The sequence below is a fragment of the Leucobacter sp. Ag1 genome, assembly GCF_000980875.1.
In the GTDB taxonomy this organism is placed as follows: Bacteria; Actinomycetota; Actinomycetes; order Actinomycetales; family Microbacteriaceae; genus Leucobacter; species Leucobacter iarius.
The window spans coordinates 21585-36315 of record NZ_LAYO01000077.1 but is presented as its reverse complement, the minus strand read 5'-3'; the positions used below and the strand labels follow the sequence as shown (position 1 = coordinate 36315).

Sequence of the window (14731 nt, the reverse complement as noted above, 5' to 3'; positions counted from 1 at the left end):
AAGCTTTCCGAAAGACAACCTGTCTTGCTTCGCATGTTTTCCCATGCTCGCTGCGCATGAAAAGAACCGGACCGCTTCTGCGTCCGGCTCCGTCGCGCTGACAAGGGATTACATTACGCGGATGCCGGGGGCCCCGCAACATGGAGCGGGATCCCGGGCGTGTCACATCGCCGCTCCAGACCCGGGCCTCCCGCGCCCGGAACGCTGAGGGCCCCGGAATCTCGCGGATTCCGGGGCCCTCAGCGCGCGCCTCGAGCGGCTGCGGGTCACGCCTCCCGACGGGTTCGCACCGAGATCAGCAGCACCAGACCGCCGACGATCGCGATCCCGAGCGCCCCCGCGACCGCCAACCCGGTGCCGTCCGCGGCACCCGTGACGGGAAGCGAACCACCGTGCTTCACCGCCCCGGTGCTCGAGCCGTTCGCCGCCTGCGCATCGGCGCCGTTGTTCGAACCGTTCGCCGAGCCGGACGACTGAGTCGACGCGGACGCGTTCGATCCATCGGCCGAGCCGCCCGCGTTCGAGCCGCCCGCGTTCGCAGAACCCGAAGAGGCCCCCTCCGCGGTCCCGCTCGCGTCGGCGCCTGCGGAGGATCCGGAATCGGCGTCGGCGCTCGCCCCGGTGTCCGGCTTCGCCGGCACCGAGACCACCTCCGACGCGGGCGAGAGCGGGGAGTCCCCCACGAGGTTGTGCGCGATGACGGTGGCGGTGTACTCCCCCGCGGGCACATCGGTGAAGCGGTGGCTGGTCGCGGGTGCCGCCACCTCGGCCACGATCGACGCGGAGGCCGCGGGCGCGGCGACCGAGTCCACGACGGCGGGCTGCACCGGATCCAGCCGGACGGTGTACCCGGTCACCGGGCGATCGCCGGAGGCCGGAACGCTCCAGCTCACGGTCGCCTCGCCCGCCGCAGCGGTCACGGTCGGCGCGGCGGGCATCACCGGCAGATTCGCCGCGCGGTACTCGAGCGCGTACGCGATCTTGCCCGGCTTGGCATCGGAGTAGGGCTTCGCCAGCTTGCTCCACTCGCCCTTGCCCTCGGCTTTGCCGTCGTTCCACTGCCCCAGCTTGCCCAGCTGCGCCGCGGTGAAACCGCTGTCGACCACCGCGCCGTCGGCGAGTCCGGTCTGAGCCGTGGTCAGCGCGCGCACCGTCGCCAGGTAGCTGGTGAGGTCGCCCCGATCCCACCCGGAGAGGTCGACGGGCTTCGCGTCGCGCACCCAGGAGCCCCAGTAGAACTCCTGGAACGGCAGCGAACCGGAGGTGTACCCGATGTCCCGCCCGAAGTAGAGCACGCTGCGGTAGTTGTCGTTGCGGAAGTTCGCGAGCCCGACGTTCTTCGGAAGCTGTTCCGGAGTCACCGCATCGCCCTCGGGACCGCGCAGCCACGTCCACTTGTTCTCGATCATCTTCGCCCAGAACTGCTGCTCGTTCAGCGAGCTCAGGTTGCCCAGCACCCGGAGGCGCACGTGCAGGTCGAGCCCGCCGTCCGGCGTCTCGGCGAAGGAGGTGAGGGTGTGGTGACCGTCGGTGAGGTAGAGCGTGCCGCCCGGGCCCACCACCACGGTCTTCATCGGGGCGATCGTGTCGGCGGTCTCGGCGCCCAGCGCGACCGTGCAGGTGAAGCTCGTCGGATCGTCGAGTCGCGCACCCGGCTTCGCGCTGGCGACATCGCCCTGGCCGTTCGCCTCGCACCAGTCGCCGAACTTCTTGTTGATGGCGTCCTTGCCCATCGTGTACCGACCGAGCTTGTAGAAGACCTCGTCGTAGCCGAGCGCCGGCTGCGTCGGCCGCACGTCGCCGATGCGCACGTCGACCAGGTCGCCGGCCTGCGCCCCCGTGTAGTCGGCGGCCTGCGCCGGCTGCGCGGGAGCGGTCAGCGTCGCGACCGTCCCCAGTCCGAGCGTTCCGAGCAGCAGCGCGGCCATCAGCGTCCGCGATCGTTGCGGGAGAGTACGGGGCACGGTCTTCCTTCCGGGTCTTCGCGCAGCACAGCGCGCTGCGGCTCCTCCGATCATGGCGAGCGGGCATGACCCCGCGGTGACGCGGAGGTGAACGCGCGGGGTCGATCCGGCTCACGGGAGACGCCGAGGCCCCGCGCGACGGGCTGGTGCTTAGATGGTCAGGTGAACGAACGCCCTGCGCAGACGCCCCCGCCCTCCCCCGCCGACTTCGGCTTCACCGTCGATCATCGGCTCGAGACCGGCGGAGCCTCGGGGTCCGACGGCCGGCCGCTCGGCCGCGCCGGCACCATCAGCACCCCGCACGGCGAGATCCAGACCCCGGCGTTCATCCCGGTCGGCACCAAGGCCACCGTCAAGGCGCTCCTGCCGGCGACCGTGAGCGAGCTCGGCGGGCAGGCCGTGCTCGCCAACGCCTACCACCTGTTCCTCCAGCCGGGCAGCGACCTCGTCGACGAGGCCGGCGGGCTCGGCAGGTTCATGAACTGGGACGGACCGACCTTCACCGACTCCGGCGGGTTCCAGGTGATGTCGCTCGGCGTCGGCTTCCGCAAGGTCATCTCGATGGCCGAGGCCGATCACGCCAGCGCCGAGGTCATCGCCGAGACCAAGGACCGGCTCGCGCACGTCGACGAGGACGGCGTCACCTTCAAATCGTTCATCAACGGCGACACCCACCGGTTCACCCCCGAGGTGAGCATGCGGATCCAGCACCAGCTCGGCGCCGACATCATCTTCGCCTTCGACGAGTGCACGACCCTGCTGAACACGCGGCCCTACCAGGAGGACTCGGTCGCCCGCACCGAGCGCTGGGCGGTGCGCTGCCTCGACGAGCACGCGCGGCAGACCGCCGATCGCACCCACCGGCCTTATCAGGCGCTCTTCGGCGTGGTGCAGGGCGCGCAGTACGAGGATCTGCGCCGCCAGGCCGCCGGCGGACTGGCCCGCCTGACCGGCGCGGAGGCGACCGGGCAGCGCTTCGACGGCTACGGCATCGGCGGGGCGCTCGAGAAATCCCAGCTCGGCACCATCGTCAGCTGGGTCTCCGACGAGCTGCCCGAGGACAAGCCCCGCCACCTGCTCGGCATCTCGGAACCCGACGATCTCTTCGCCGGGGTCGCGGCCGGCGCGGACACCTTCGACTGCGTCGCCCCCTCCCGGCAGGCCCGCGGCGGCACCATGTACTCGAGCTCGGGCCGGATCAACGCGAAGGCCGCGGCGCAGCGCCGCCGCTTCGAGCCGCTGGATCCCGAGTGCGACTGCTACACGTGCGAGAACTACACGGCCGCGTACCTCCACCACCTCTTCAAGGCGAAGGAGATGCTGGCCTCGACGCTCGCCACGATCCACAACGAGCGCTACATCGTGCGCATGGTGGAGCGGATCCGGCAGAGCATCATCGACGGCGACTTCGCCGAGCTGCGGGACGAGACCCTCGGCCGCCTCTACGGGCCGGAGTTCGCCCGCACCGCCGCCGCGGCCTGGAACTGAGCGGCGGCTACTCCGCCGGACGTGCCGCCGCGCGATCCTCCGCGCGGCGCACCCAGCGGATGACCCGGGTGGTGACGGGCAGCAGCACGACCTCGGCGAGGCACTTGACCAGGTAGCCGAGCACCACGTACATCACGAAGTCGAGCCCGGTGATGATGCCGGCGAAGGCGATCGTGCAGAAGAGCAGGGTGTCGGCGAACTCGCCGACGAGAGTCGAGACGATGAGGCGCGAGCGCAGGAAGCGCCCCTTCGACCGCCGGTGCATGAGGTCCATGACCCAGGCGTTGAGCAGCTGCCCGGCGAGGAAGCCGGTGAGGCTCGCGAGCACGATGCGCGGGACGAAGCCGAGCACCGCCTCGAACGCCGCCTGGTTCTCCCAACCGGAGGCGGGCGGCGACACCTGCGTCGCGAGGATCGTCAGCGAGGCGAGCGCCGCGAGGGCGAACGCCGTGAAGATGGTGCGGCGCGTGGCCTTGAGCCCGTAGACCTCGGCGAGCACGTCGCCGAGCACGTAGGCGAGCGGGAACAGGAACACGCCGCCGTCGAAGACCAGCGGCAGGGCGAAGTCGCCGATCGGGATCGCACCGAAGGCGATGGGTTTCACCGCGACCACGTTCGAGATGAGCAGGATGCCCGCGAAGATCGCCGAGATGGTCGCGTAGCGCGCGCCCACCGCGGCACCGCGTGCGCCCGGCGTCAGGTACCGCGAGGGATCCTCGGCTCCCGGTGCCCGCTGCTCCACCCGCTGCTCCGTCTCAGTCATCGATCTTCCCTACGCCCAGTGCGCCTCGAATGAGGTCCATGTTCAGTTTCGCAGCCACCTGCGCGCCGTTCCCGGCGGCGATGATGAGCTGCTGGGGCCCCGGCGGCACGATGTCGCCCGCGGCGTACACCCCGCGGATCGAGGTCTCGCCGCGCTCGTCGACCCGGATCAGGCCCCAGTCGTCGCGCTCGATCGGCTGCTCGCCGAGGAACTCGACGGGCGCGTGCCACCGGGGGCGGACGAACCCGCCCACCCGCGGGATCACGGTCCCGTCGGTGAGCCGGACCCCCGTCATCTCGGCCTTCTCACCCACGATGTCGTCGATCGCGCGACGCTCGACCCGGATCCCGACGGCGGAGAGCTGCGCCTCCTGATCGGGACGCACGGTATCGGCGCCGTTGGTGAACACGATCAGATCGGAGCTGAAGCGGCTGATGAGCAGGGCCCGCGCGAAGACGTCGCTCGTCTCGCCGATGAGGGCGAGCGGCTTGTCGGTCTTCTCGAAGCCGTCGCACTCGACGCAGCTGTGCAGCGCCGTGCCGTAGTAGGCGCGGATCAGCGGCAGCGCCGGCAGCTCCTCGGTGAGGCCGGCCGCGATCAGCACCCGTCGCGAGAGGAACTCGACGTCGGACGCGCCCCGCACCCCGGTACCGCGCACGCGGAACCCGATCCCGTCGGGGAACCCGGTCGCGCGGGCCTCCTCCGGGGTGAGCGGCTGCACCTCGCGGGTCATGACCTGCGCGAAGCGCGCCGTCGGATACCGCTCGAACTCCTCGCGGCCGAGGCGCCGCAGCTCGAGCGGCGGCGCGCCGTCACGCGTGAGGAAGCCGTGCGACTCGAGGGTCGCCGAGTGCCGCGGGCGATTGCTGTCGAGGATCGCGATCCTGCGGTTCGCGCGCACGAGCTGCAGGCCCGCCGACAGACCGGCCGGACCGCCGCCGATGATGGCGACGCCGATCGGCGCCTCGCCCTCGGTACGATCCGACGCGGTCATGACTGGGTCACTCCCCCGATGCGAGGCGGTCGGCGAGACGGCGCAGGCGTGCCAGCGACTCGTCGCGGCCGAGCAGCTCGAACGACTCGAAGAGCGGCGGCGAGATGCGGCGACCCGAGGCGGCGACGCGGAGCGCGCCGAACGCGATGCGCGGCTTCAGCCCGAGCTCGTCTACGAGTGCCGTCTGCAGCGCGGTCTGGATCCGCTCGGTCGTCCACTCGGACTCGGGGATCGCATCGAGGGCGGCGAGGCCCGCGGAGAGCACCTGCGGCGCATCGTCCTTGAGCGACTTGAGCGCGTCGTCCTCGTACACCAGCGCATCGCTGGTGGTGAAGAGGAAGCCCATGAGGCCGGCGACCTCGGACAGCACCGTGACGCGGCTCTGCACGAGCGGCACCGCCGCGCGCACGATCTCGAGCTGCGCCTCGCTCGGCTCGACCGGCAGCGCCCCGCCCGCGATGAGGTAGGGCAGGATCCGCTGGCCGAAGTCGTCCTCGGAGAGCAGACGGATGTGGTCGGCGTTGATCGAGTCGGCCTTCTTCTGGTCGAAGCGGGCCGGGTTCGGGTTCACGTTCTCGACGTCGAACGCCGCCACCATCTCGTCGCGCGAGAAGACGTCGCGGTCGGGCGCCAGCGACCAGCCGAGCAGCGACAGGTAGTTGAGCAGTCCCTCGGGGATGAAGCCCCGGTCGCGGTGGTGCAGCAGGTTCGACTCGGGATCGCGCTTCGACAGCTTCTTGTTGCCCTCGCCCATGACGTAGGGCAGGTGGCCGAAGCGCGGGATCGCCTTCGCGACACCGATCTCGACGAGCGCGTGGTAGAGCGCGATCTGACGGGGCGTCGACGAAAGGAGGTCCTCGCCGCGCAGCACGTGGGTGATGCCCATGAGCGCGTCGTCGACCGGGTTGACGAGCGTGTAGAGCGGGGCGCCGTTGGGCCGCACCACGACGAAGTCGATGGTGGATCCCGCCGGGAAGGTGATGTCGCCGCGCACCAGGTCGGTGAACGAGAGATCGACCTCGGGGACGCGGAAGCGGAGCGCGGGCTGACGGCCCTCGGCGCGAAAGGCCGCGCGCTGCTCGTCGCTCAGATCGCGATCGAAGTTGTCGTAGCCGAGCTGCTTGGGGCGGCCGGCGGCCTCGTTGCGCGCGTCGATCTCTTCCGCGGTCGAGAAGCTCTCGTAGAGGTGCCCGGCCTCGACCAGCTGCGCGATGACGCCCTGGTAGATCTCGCCGCGCTGCGACTGGCGGTAGGGGCCGTCGGCTCCGCCCGCGTCGATGCCCTCGTCCCAGTCGAGCCCGAGCCAGCGCAGGGAATCGATGATCTGGCCGTAGCTCTCCTCGCTGTCGCGAGCGGCGTCGGTGTCCTCGATGCGGAAGACGAAGGTACCGCCGGTGTGGCGGGCGTACGCCCAGTTGAACAGCGCAGTGCGGACCATGCCCACGTGCGGAGTGCCGGTGGGCGACGGGCAGAAGCGGACGCGGACGTCGGCGCCGGTCGCAGTGGAAAACAGGGGTTCACGGGTCTCAGACATCGCCGCCCAGTCTATCGGGTAGCGCCGGTCTGCGGGGCTCGATCGGAGCCGGCCGTGCCCCGCGATCGCAGTGCCAGCGGGACCGCCGCGATGGCGCCGATCGCCAGCATGAGCGCCGAGACCACCGCGAGGAACGGGAAGTCGCCGACCGCGAAGACGAGCCCCGAGAGCGCCCCGGCGACGGCGCCCGACGCGCTCATGAAGGTGTCGGATCGGCCCTGCCAGCGCGGCCGATCGGCCCGCGGGGTGAGCTCGGTGAGCAGCGCGGCGCCCGCGACGGTGACGGCGCTCCAGCCGAGGCCGAGCAGCACGAGCGCGATCTGCACGAGCACGTGGGAAGCGCCCGCGAAGTAGGCGAGCGCTGCGGAGCCGAGCAGGATCACGAGCCCCGTCGCCACGACCGGGATGCGTCCGAGGCGGCTCGCCAGGAGGCCGAACACGGGCGACAGCGCGTACATGCCGGCGATGTGCAGGCTCAGCGTGATCCCGACGATCTCGGGGGTGCCCTCGTGATGCATGAGGTGCAGCGGCGTCATCGCCATGAGCGCGACCATGACCGCCTGCGCGATGGCGATCACCACGATGGTGAGGATCTGGGCGACGCGGTCTCCGCGGGCGGACCCGCCGTCGACGCCGATCGGCCCGGTGGGATCGGCCTGCGGCAGCGCGCGGGCGGTGAGCAGCGGATCGGGGCGCAGCCCGACCGCGTTGACGATCGCCGCGAGCACCTGCGCGACGAACGCGAAGACGAACACTCCGGCGAGCGGCGCGATGCCGAGCGCGGATCCGACCACGGCGCCCGGACCGATGAGGTTCGGGCCGACGACCGCGCCGACGGTGATGGACCACACGACGAGCGACAGATCGCGGGCCCGGTTCTCGGGACGCGCGAGGTCGGCCGCGGCGAATCGCGAGAGCAGCTGCACCGCGCTGGCGACGCCGAGCGCGGCGAGGCCGATGGCGAGCACCCACCAGACCGAGATCACCGCGCCGAAGATGGCGACCAGCGCACCGATCATGGCGACGATGCTGCCGGTGACCAGCGCGCGCCGACGCCCGTGCCGCATCGCGATGCGGGCGAGCGGGATCCCCGCTGCCGCGGCACCCGCGTTGAACACCGCGGACGCGAGTCCCGAGATGGCGTCGTTGCCGCTCACCTGCGCGAGCAGCAGCGCCCCGACGGACAGCGCCGCGCCGACGCCGAGTCCGCCGAGCACGGTACCGGCGGCCAGCACCCAGAGGGTGCGCCGCTGGATGCGGGCGACCGCGCCCGGATCGAGGGTCGCGCTCGCGTCCGGCGCCGCGCTCGAGGTCTGCTGCATACCGCCGCTCACGCGACGGGCTCCAGCCCCCAGCAGGATCCGTCGACCGCGCCGAGCATGCGCTTCGCGAGCCGCACCTGGGGGCTCTCGTTCGCGGTGTCCATCGACACGAGCCCGATGGTGCGGGTGCGCGGCGGCACGATCGGCAGCGCGCAGGCGTCCTCGGGCAGGGTGCGCGCCGCCGCGAGTGCCAGGTCGGGCACCATCGCGACCGCGCCGCCGGCCGCCGCCATCGCGAGCATGGCCGGGACGTTGTCGGTCTCCTGGATGATGTCGGGCTCGAAGCCGTGCTCCGCCGCCGCGGCGAGCAGGTGTCCGCGGCACTTCTCGCACCCGGCGATCCAGTGCTCGGCCGCGTACTCGCCGAGGTGCGCCTCGTGCTGATCGCCCGCGCGCTCCTGCGACACGACCAGCTTCACCTCCTCGCTCCAGAACGGCGTGAAGACGCTGCCCGCGGGGCGCTCGGCGGCGCCCGCGTAGTCGAAGATGAGCGCGCAGTCGACCTCGCCGTCGCGCAGCATGGCGACCGCGGCGGGCGGCTCGGCCTCGCGGTACTGCAGCGAGACGTCGGGGGCCTCGGTCGCGAGCCGGCGCATGACGGCGGGCACGATGGTCGCCGATGCCGAGGGGAAGCCGACGAGCCGCAGCGTTCCGCCGCGCTCACCGCGCAGGTCGTCGATCGCCGCGAGCGCCGCGTCGATCTCGGCCACCACGGTGCGCCCGTGATCCGCGAGGATCTGCCCCGCGGGGGTCAGCCGGATCCCGCGCCCCTGGCGCTCGATGAGCGGGACCGCGAGGCGGGTCTCGACCCGCTTGATGCGCTGGCTCACCGCGGGCTGGCTGAGCCCGAGGCTCGCCGCCGCGGCCGTGAGCGAGCCCGTCGTGGCGAGGGCGTGCAGGATTCGGAGTTCGGTCGAGTCGATGGAGCCGAGCGGGTCGCCGGTGCGCTGCGTGGTCATGCCCACGAGTATAAGCCAGTGGAAACAAAAAGATAAGAAGCATTCTCTTTTCTTATGAAGCGGTGGCTCCTAGCCTGGCGGCATGACCGCAACGACCTCCCGGATCCCGACCGACGCGTTCCCCGAAGTGCGCGGATACCTCTCCGCCTGCACCGGCGGACTGCCAACGCTCGAGACCGCCCGGGCCGTGCACGACACCATCGACGCGTGGTCCGCGGGGCGCCTCGATGCCCGCGCGATCGGCGGCCTCGTCGAGCGCTGCCGCGAGCACTTCGGCCGGATCGCAGGCGTCGACGCCGACCGGGTGGCGGTCGCCGGCCAGGTGTCCCAGCTGGTCTCGGTCGTGGCGACCTCCGTACCCGACGGGGCCGAGGTGCTGTGCGTGTCGGGCGACTTCTCGTCGCTCACGCACCCCTTCGAGCAGCTCGCCGCCCGCGGCGTGCGGGTGCGGTACGCGCCGCTCGACGGGCTCGCCGACGCGATCGGCCCCGAGACCGCGCTCGTCGCGTTCTCGCTCGTGCAGTCCGCCACGGGCGCGATCGCCGACCACGCCGCCATCGTCGCGGCCGCCGAAGCGGTCGGTGCGCGCACGCTCGTCGACCTGACGCAGTCCCTCGGCTGGCTCCCGGTCGGCGCCGCCCCCTTCGACTTCACCGTCTGCCACGCATACAAGTGGCTCTGCGCGCCGCGAGGCGTCAGCTTCCTCACCGTGCGGGCCGGACTCGACGACGCGCTCACCCCGATCGCCGCCGGTTGGTGCTCCGCCGACGACGTCTGGGCCTCCTGCTATGCCGGGCACACCCCGCTCGCGACGGGAGCCGGGCGCTTCGACCTCTCCCCCGCCTGGCAGGCGATCGCCGGCGCCGAGGCGGCACTGCGCTTCTTCGCCGAGCTGGAGCCCGGCCTCGCGCAGGCGCACGCCGTCGGACTCGCCGATCGCGCCCGCGGCGTGCTCGGCCTGCCCGAGTGCGAGTCCGCGATCGTGACCTGGGCGGACCCCGACGGATCCGATCTCGCCGCGCTCACCGCGGCCGGGATCGTCGCCTCGGGCCGCGCCGGCAACGCGCGCGTCGCGTTCCACCTCTGGAACACCGCTGCCGACGTCGAGCTGCTCGCGAGCGCGCTCGGGCGCTGACCGCGCTACGCGGTCAGCGCCTCCGGGTGGACCTCAGCTCGCGGCGTCGGCGAACGCCGCGGCGTCCGCCTTGTCCTGCTCGGTGGCCACCAGCTGGCCGCAGGCCCCGTCGATCTCCTTGCCCCGGGTATCGCGCAGGGTCGTCGGGATCCCGGCCGCGTTCAGCCGGTCGACGAACTCGCGGGTGACCTCACGGGTGGACGAGGTCCACACCGAGCCCGGGGTCGGGTTCAGCGGGATCGGGTTGACGTGCACCCAGCCGCGGCCGCGCTCGTTGAGCTTCTGCGCCAGCAGCTCGGCGCGCCAGGCGTGGTCGTTCATGTCCTTGATGAGCGCGTACTCGATCGAGACGCGTCGCCCGGTCTTCTCGTAGTAGCCGCGCGCGGCGTCGAGCACCTCGTCGACCTTCCACCGGCTGTTGACGGGGATCAGCTCGTCGCGCAGCTGGTCGTCGGGCGCGTGCAGCGACAGCGCGAAGGTCACCGGGATGTCCTCGTCGGCGAGCTTCTTGATGGCGGGCGCGAGGCCCACCGTCGAGACCGTGATGCCGCGCGCGCTCATGCCGAGCCCCTCGGGCGACGGCGCGACCATGCGGCGCACCGCGTTCATGACGCGCTTGTAGTTGGCCAGGGGTTCGCCCATGCCCATGAAGACGATGTTGTTGACCCGCTCGGGCTCCGCCCCGTTGCCGGCCTCGCGCTTGCGGCCGAGGCCGCCCTCGGCGATCACGCGGTTCGCCTGCACGATCTGGTCGAGGATCTCGGCGGTCGACATGTTGCGGGTCAGGCCCGCCTGGCCCGTGGCGCAGAACGGGCAGTTCATGCCGCAGCCGCACTGGCTCGACACGCAGAGCGTGATGCGGCCAGGGTAGCGCATGAGCACCGACTCGACGAGCGCGCCGTCGAACAGGCGCCAGAGGAACTTGATGGTGTCGCCGTCGTCGGTGACGAGGCGCTTCACCTCGGTGAGCAGCGGCGGGAAGAACGCCGCCGCGATCTCCTCGCGGCGATCCTTCGGCAGGTCGGTCATCTGCTCGGGGTCGGTGGTGCGGTGCTCGAAGTAGTGCTTCGAGACCTGCTTCGCCCGGAACTTCGGCAGCCCCATCTCGGCGATCTTGGCCTCGCGCTCGGCGAGGGTCATGTCGGCCAGGTGCGTGTCGGGCTGCTTCACGCGCGGCGAGGCGAACTGCAGCGTCGGGCGGCCGTCGGGCCCGGTCAGCTGCTTCCAGCCCTCGGTGCGCGGGCGCGTCTGCGGGCGCGCCGCATCGCCGTCGGCACGGGGCCGCGTCTTGATCAGGCGGGGCGCGTCGGCGTCGTGGTTCAGCTTGTTGGGATCCATCGCCGTCTATTGTCGCATCCTCCGGGCCCGGTGTTCGCAGACGCGCCACCGAGCCCGGATCGACGGATCAGCGCACGGTGTTGCGCAGCACCCCGATGCCCTGCACCTCGACCTCGACGGTGTCGCCCGGCTCGAGCCGCCCGACACCCGCGGGCGTCCCGGTGAGGATCACGTCGCCCGGCAGCAGGGTGAACGCCTGCGAGGCGTGCGCGATGATCTTCGGGATCGAGTGGATCAGGTCCTTGGTCGAGGCGCTCTGCCGCACCTCGCCGTTGACCCGGGTCTCGACCCGCACGTCGGCGAGGTCGAGGTCGGTCTCGATGACCGGACCGAGCGGGCAGAACGTGTCGAAGCCCTTGGCCCGCGCCCACTGCCCGTCGCTGATCTGCAGGTCGCGCGCGGTCACGTCGTTCGCGCAGGTGAAGCCGTAGGCGTACTTGAGCGCCTCGGACTCGGGGACGTCCTTCGCGATGGCGCCGATCACGATGGCGATCTCCCCCTCGTGCTCGACGCGGTCCGAGATCGCGGGGCGCACGATCGCGTCGTCGGGCCCGATCACCGAGGTGTTCGGCTTCAGGAAGAGCAGGGGCTCCTCGGGAGCCGAATCGCCGATGCCGGTGACGCCGGCCATCTCGGCCACGTGATCCTGGTAATTCTTGCCGACGCAGACGATCTTCGAGCGCGGGATCACTGGGGCGAGCAGCTTCACCTCGTCGAGGCGGAAGCGGCGGCCCGTGGTCTCGTAGCCGGCGACCATGGGATCGGCGACGAGCTCGACCAGCTCCTCGCCGCCGCCGTGCTCGGCCTCGTCGAAGACGCCGAAGGTGATGGCGTCGTCGGTGCGGAAGCGCGCGACCCGCATCAGGCGGCCGCCCCGGCGTTCGCGGGAACCACTTCGGTCACCCAGCCGAAGGGATCCGCGACCGTGCCGAACTGGATCCCGGTGAGCTCCTCGCGCAGCGACATGGTGAGCTCGCCCGGAGCGCCCGCGCCGAAGTCGAGCAGGGTGCCCTCCTCGCCGATGAGCGCCTGGATCGGGGTGATCACCGCTGCGGTGCCGCAGGCGAAGGCCTCGGTGATGCTGCCGTCGGCGACGCCCTCGCGCCACTCGCGCACGGTCACGTCGCGCTCCTCGACCCGGTGCCCGCGCGCCTCGGCGAGACGGATCAGGCTCGACCGCGTGATGCCGTCGAGGATGTTGCCGTTGGTGCGCGGGGTGATCAGGGTGCCGTCGGCGCGCACGATGAACAGGTTCATGCCGCCGAGCTCGTCGATCGTGTCCTCCGTCGCCGAGTCGGTGAAGAGCACCTGCGCGCAGCCGTTCGCGGCCGCGATACGGGTCGGCAGCAGCGAGGAGGCGTAGTTGCCGCCGCACTTCGCCGCTCCCGTACCGCCACGGCCGGCGCGGGCCAGATCCTTCGACAGCCAGATCGACACGGGCTTCACGCCGCCCGTGAAGTAGGCGCCCGCGGGGCTCGCGATGATGAGGAAGCGCGCCTTCTGCGCGGCGCGCACGCCGAGGAAGCTCTCGTCCGCGATCATGAACGGCCGCAGGTAGAGGCTCTGGTCCTCGCCCGAGGGCACCCAGTCGGCGTCGACGTGCAGCAGCTCGTTCACCGCCGCGACGAACAGTTCCTCGGGGAGCTCGGGCAGGGCGAGGCGATCGGCGCTCGTGTTCAGGCGGCGCGCGTTGGCGTCGGCGCGGAACGTGACGATCGACCCGTCGGGGCGACGGTAGGCCTTGAGCCCCTCGAAGATCTCCTGCCCGTAGTGCAGCACCGACGAGGCCGGATCCACCTGCAGCGGCCCGTACGGCAGCACCTCGGCATCGTGCCAGCCCGCGTCGACGCTCCACGAGATCGAGACCATGTGATCGGTGAAGTGGTTGCCGAAGCCGGGGTCGGCGAGGATCGCTTCGCGCTCGGCGGTGGGCAGTCGATCGGCTTCGGTGCGGGTGAATGCGAGAGCGGTCATGTGCGTGCTTTCTCCTGGAACGGGTGCTGAGTCGTGTCCGGCGGCGCTAGGCGCGGGCCGGGAGCTGCGCGATCACCGCGTCGCCGACGGCGGTGGTCGAGCGCGGTGCGTCGCCGCGATCGGTGGCGCCTGCCAGATCGGATCGCACCGCCGCGCGGATGCGATCGCCGTCTGCGGCGAGACCGAGGTGGTCGAGCATGAGGGCTGCGGAGAGGATCGCCGCGGTCGGGTCCGCCAGCTGCTTCCCCGCGATGTCGGGAGCAGATCCGTGAACGGGCTCGAACATGCTCGGGAACGTGCCGTCGGGATTGATGTTGCCGCTGGCTGCGAGCCCGATGCCGCCGCCGATGGCGCCGGCCAGGTCCGTGAGGATGTCACCGAACAGGTTATCAGTCACGATCACGTCGAAGCGCGACGGGTTCTGCACCATGTGGATCGTCGCGGCGTCGACGTGCATGTAGTCGACCGCGATTCCCGGGTGCTCGGCGGCGACGGCCTCGACGATGCGCTGCCAGGTCGCGCCGGCGTGCACGAGCACGTTGGTCTTGTGCACCCAGGTGAGGGTCTTGCGCGGGCGGCTCTCGGCCACCTGGAACGCGTAGCGGACGACGCGCTCGATACCGTAGGCGGTGTTGACGGAGACCTCGGTCGCGACCTCGGCGGGCGTGCCGGGACGCAGGCGTCCGCCGTTGCCCGCGTAGGGGCCCTCGGTGCCCTCGCGCACCACGACGAAGTCGACCTCGCCCGGGTTCGCGAGCGTCGAGACCACGCCCGGCACGAGCGCGCAGGGGCGCACGTTGGCGTAGTGATCGAAATCGAAGCGCAGCTTCAGCAGCAGCCCGCGCTCGATGTTCGCGGTCTTCAGACGCGGGTCGCCGGGGACGCCGCCCACGGCACCGAACAGGATCGCCTCGTGCTCGGCGATGTCCGCCTGCTCGGCCTCGGGGAGCGTATCGCCCGTCTCGAGGAAGCGCTCGGCGCCCAGCTTGAACTCGGTGCGCTCGAGCACGACGTCGCCGCCGTCGAGCGCGGCGTCGAGCACGCGGTTCGCCTGCTCGATCACCTCCGGGCCGATGCCGTCGCCGGGAATCACTGCCAGCTTGATGGTGCGGGTCACTCGGGCTCCTTCGTCTCCCTCGTCGGCGCGCGCCGAAATGCGCGGCTGCAAGTGGCATCCAGCCTACTCCCGGCGGACCCCCGCTCGCGCCGCGCGGGCGCCCCGAGCCTCTCGGGCCGCGCTAGGCTGGGGCGGTGCCGTCC

12 protein-coding genes are annotated in these 14731 nt (G+C 71.6%); 2 read left to right on the top strand and 10 right to left on the bottom strand.

Features of this window, described 5'->3' with window-relative positions:
- Positions 1-266 precede the first annotated feature (266 nt).
- Entirely contained in the window at positions 267-1964 is a 1698-nt protein-coding gene (locus XM48_RS18215) for a ParB-like protein (protein WP_197074141.1), read from the bottom strand.
- A 162-nt stretch (positions 1965-2126) separates the two neighbouring features.
- Here XM48_RS18215 and tgt point away from each other — a divergent pair, with 162 nt between their 5' ends.
- Entirely contained in the window at positions 2127-3452 is a 1326-nt protein-coding gene (gene tgt / locus XM48_RS04320) for a tRNA guanosine(34) transglycosylase Tgt (RefSeq protein ID WP_046454560.1), read from the top strand.
- A 7-nt stretch (positions 3453-3459) separates the two neighbouring features.
- On the opposite strand, the gene XM48_RS04315 is transcribed toward tgt, so the two are convergent.
- The 5 genes from XM48_RS04315 to XM48_RS04295 are packed head-to-tail and all read right to left on the bottom strand — an operon-like array spanning position 3460 to position 9024.
- Entirely contained in the window at positions 3460-4215 is a 756-nt protein-coding gene (locus tag XM48_RS04315) for a queuosine precursor transporter (protein WP_046454559.1), read from the bottom strand.
- Positions 4208-5209 carry an NAD(P)/FAD-dependent oxidoreductase gene (locus tag XM48_RS04310; RefSeq protein ID WP_046454558.1) on the bottom strand — a complete coding sequence of 334 codons (1002 nt, stop codon included), beginning with the start codon at positions 5207-5209 and terminating at the stop codon, positions 4208-4210. Before XM48_RS04310 ends, XM48_RS04315 begins: the two co-directional genes overlap by 8 nt.
- A 7-nt stretch (positions 5210-5216) precedes the next feature.
- Positions 5217-6743, bottom strand: coding sequence for a glutamate--tRNA ligase (gltX, locus tag XM48_RS04305; RefSeq protein WP_046454557.1), 1527 nt, complete (start codon positions 6741-6743; stop codon positions 5217-5219).
- 11 nt (positions 6744-6754) lie between these two features.
- Complete coding sequence (locus XM48_RS04300; protein ID WP_231580798.1) at positions 6755-8077, bottom strand: MFS transporter; 1323 nt, start codon at positions 8075-8077, stop codon at positions 6755-6757.
- On the bottom strand, positions 8074-9024 hold the full coding sequence (locus XM48_RS04295) for a LysR family transcriptional regulator (RefSeq protein ID WP_046454567.1): 951 nt from the start codon (positions 9022-9024) through the stop codon (positions 8074-8076). The genes XM48_RS04300 and XM48_RS04295 overlap by 4 nt, the downstream gene beginning before the upstream one ends.
- Before the next feature lie 82 nt (positions 9025-9106).
- On the opposite strand from XM48_RS04295, the gene XM48_RS04290 reads away from it, so the two are divergent.
- On the top strand, positions 9107-10159 hold the full coding sequence (locus tag XM48_RS04290; RefSeq protein ID WP_046454556.1) for an aminotransferase class V-fold PLP-dependent enzyme: 1053 nt from the start codon (positions 9107-9109) through the stop codon (positions 10157-10159).
- Between the two features lie 33 nt (positions 10160-10192).
- Here the strand turns inward: XM48_RS04290 and rlmN are convergent, their stop codons facing one another.
- From rlmN to XM48_RS04270, 4 genes are all read right to left on the bottom strand, one after another.
- Positions 10193-11497 (bottom strand): 23S rRNA (adenine(2503)-C(2))-methyltransferase RlmN, encoded by a 1305-nt coding sequence (gene rlmN / locus XM48_RS04285; RefSeq protein WP_046454555.1) that lies wholly within the window; start codon positions 11495-11497, stop codon positions 10193-10195.
- Between the two features lie 67 nt (positions 11498-11564).
- Positions 11565-12359: a fumarylacetoacetate hydrolase family protein gene (locus XM48_RS04280; RefSeq protein WP_046454554.1), complete on the bottom strand. Its 795-nt coding sequence runs from the start codon at positions 12357-12359 to the stop codon at positions 11565-11567.
- A complete protein-coding gene (locus XM48_RS04275) occupies positions 12359-13471 on the bottom strand; it encodes a branched-chain amino acid aminotransferase (protein ID WP_046454553.1) in 1113 nt (370 codons plus the stop codon). Before XM48_RS04275 ends, XM48_RS04280 begins: the two co-directional genes overlap by 1 nt.
- 46 nt (positions 13472-13517) lie before the next feature.
- Positions 13518-14588 carry a 3-isopropylmalate dehydrogenase gene (locus XM48_RS04270; RefSeq protein ID WP_046454552.1) on the bottom strand — a complete coding sequence of 357 codons (1071 nt, stop codon included), beginning with the start codon at positions 14586-14588 and terminating at the stop codon, positions 13518-13520.
- Positions 14589-14731 lie beyond the last annotated feature (143 nt).

Coding starts and splice junctions, on each gene's coding strand:
- XM48_RS04315 (WP_046454559.1), bottom strand. CDS start 4,215: ATGACTGAGACGGAGCAGCGGGTGGAGCAGCGGGCACCGGGAGCCGAG.
- XM48_RS04290 (WP_046454556.1), top strand. CDS start 9,107: ATGACCGCAACGACCTCCCGGATCCCGACCGACGCGTTCCCCGAAGTG.
- XM48_RS04280 (WP_046454554.1), bottom strand. CDS start 12,359: ATGCGGGTCGCGCGCTTCCGCACCGACGACGCCATCACCTTCGGCGTC.
- rlmN (WP_046454555.1), bottom strand. CDS start 11,497: ATGGATCCCAACAAGCTGAACCACGACGCCGACGCGCCCCGCCTGATC.
- XM48_RS04275 (WP_046454553.1), bottom strand. CDS start 13,471: ATGACCGCTCTCGCATTCACCCGCACCGAAGCCGATCGACTGCCCACC.
- XM48_RS04310 (WP_046454558.1), bottom strand. CDS start 5,209: ATGACCGCGTCGGATCGTACCGAGGGCGAGGCGCCGATCGGCGTCGCC.
- XM48_RS04295 (WP_046454567.1), bottom strand. CDS start 9,024: ATGACCACGCAGCGCACCGGCGACCCGCTCGGCTCCATCGACTCGACC.
- gltX (WP_046454557.1), bottom strand. CDS start 6,743: ATGTCTGAGACCCGTGAACCCCTGTTTTCCACTGCGACCGGCGCCGAC.